The following is a 2,165-nucleotide window of genomic DNA, read 5'->3' on the forward strand; positions in this document are numbered from 1 at the left end:
TCGTGGACCCGCTGCACGGGGCGGCCGTCCTCGTCCTCCGCGAAGGTGGTGCGCAGCGCCTCGTGACGGGCCGCCACCAGGTCGAGGGCCTGGCCGAGGGCGTCCTGGTCGAGCGGGCCGGTGAGCCGCAGCGCGACGGCGCTGTTGTAGCGGGCGTCGCCGGGGCGCAGCCGGTCCAGGAACCACAGGCGCTGCTGGGCGTAGGACAGCGGCAGCGGGCGGTCGCGGTCGGCGCGGGGGACGTCCGGCCGGGCGGCGGTTCCGGGCGTGGCCGTGGCGCGGCCGGCCAGCCGGCGGCGCAGGGCCTCCTGGAGGTCCTCGGGCAGGGCCTCGGCGCGGTTTCGCTTCGAAGACGTCATCGTCGTCCGGTCCTTCACCGTTCGTGGGATTCGCCGGCGCCACGGGCGGCGGCCTCGAGTTCGCTGAGCACCTGCTCCTCCACCAGCTCCGCCAGCGCGGCGACGGTGCGGGAGACCAGGACGTCGCGGGGGGTGAGCGTGACGCCGAAGGCGTCGTTGGCGCGGGAGACGATCCGCAGGGCCCGCAGGGAGTCGCCGCCGAGCAGGAAGTAGTCGTCCTCGGCGCCGACCGGCGCCTGCAGGACCTCCTCCCAGACGGCGGCGAGCGCCTCCTCGGTGGGGGTGCGCGGGGCGATCCGCCCGGCCGTCTCCTCGGCCCGGGGTGCGGGCGCGGGCAGCGCGGACCGGTCGGTCTTGCCGTTCTCGGTCAGCGGGAAGCTGTCCATGACCACGAACGCGGACGGCACCAGGGGGCCGGGCAGGGTCCGGGCGGCGTGTGCCCGCAGGGCGGCGGCGCCGGGCGGTTCGGCCCCGGGGGCGGTGAGCACGTGGGCGACCAGCCGGGGCAGCCCCGGTTCGTCCTCCCGGACGCTCACCACGGCGTCCAGGACGGCCGGGTGGCGCACCAGGGTGGCCTCCACCTCGCCCGCCTCGATGCGGTGGCCGCGCAGCTTCAGCTGGTGGTCGGTGCGTCCGAGGTGGTGTAGTTCGCCGCGGGCGTCGCGGCGCACCAGGTCCCCGGTGCGGTACATGCGGCTGCCCGGCGGGCCGAACGGGTCGGCGGTGAAGCGGGCGGCGGTCAGGCCGGGCCGGCCCAGGTAGCCGCGCGCCAGCGCGTCGCCGGCGAGCCACAGTTCGCCGGCCGTCCCGTCCGGGACGGGGCGCAGCCGGGCGTCCAGGACGTAGGCGCGGGTGCCGGGCAGGCGGCGGCCGACGGGCGGGGCGGAGCCGTCGGGCTCCAGCGGACCGGACCAGGTGGCGACCACGGTGGCCTCGGTGGGCCCGTAGGAGTTGATCATCCGGTGGTGCGGGGCCCAGCGGGCGACCAGTTCGGCCCGGCAGGCGTCGGCGCCGACCACCAGGGTCTTCAGGTCGGGCAGGGTGCCGGGGGCGTCCGGCGGCAGGGTGGCCAGTGCGGCCGGCGGCAGCAGCGTGTGGGTGATCCGCTCCTCGCGCAGGACCTCGGCGAGCTCTTCGCCGAGCAGCGGCCCGGGCCGCGGGACGACCAGCCGGGCGCCGTGCGGCAGGGACATGCACAGCTCCAGGACGGACGCGTCGAAGCTGGGCGTGGAGAAGGCGAGCACCCGGTCGCCCGCCTCGACCCGGTAGTGGGCGGCCTCGGCGGCGGAGAAGGCGGCGAGGCCGCGGTGGGTGACCACGACGCCCTTGGGGGTGCCGGTGGAGCCGGAGGTGTAGATGACGTACGCCGGGTCGTCGAGGGAGAGGGGGCGGGCGCGGTCGGCGTCGGTGGGCCGGTGGACCGGGGCGCGGTCCGGCGGTGCGGCGAGCAGGGCGTCCACCTCGGCCTCGTCGAGGATGACGGCGGGCGCCGCGTCGCGCAGCATCAGCGCGATGCGCTCCTCGGGGTAGCCGGGGTCGACCGGCAGGAAGGCGGCGCCCGCCTTGGCCACCGCGATCTGGGCGATCACCATGTGGGCCGAGCGGGGCAGCAGGAGTCCGACCAGCGTGCCGGGCCCGGCGCCCCGCGCGATCAGCCGGTGCGCGAGGCGGTCGGCCCGTTCCTCGACCTGGGCGAAGGTGAGCTCCAGGCCCGGGGCGGTGATGGCGGGCGCGTCGGGCCACCGGTCCACGGCGGCCTCGACCAGCGCGGCAAGGGGCACCGGGGCGACCTGCGGGGCGTCGGGC

Annotated in this window: 2 protein-coding genes; both read right to left on the bottom strand. The window is 77.6% G+C overall.

Features of this window, described 5'->3' with window-relative positions; translation table 11 throughout:
- Positions 1-359: condensation domain-containing protein (locus tag ACOV8S_RS26945; RefSeq protein ID WP_448320974.1), on the bottom strand; the 359-nt coding region annotated here is incomplete at its 3' end.
- A gap of 14 nt (positions 360-373) precedes the next feature.
- A partial coding sequence (locus tag ACOV8S_RS26950; protein WP_448320976.1) for a non-ribosomal peptide synthetase occupies positions 374-2,165 on the bottom strand: 1,792 nt, incomplete at its 5' end.

Source organism: Streptomyces sp. CO7 (assembly GCF_053474865.1).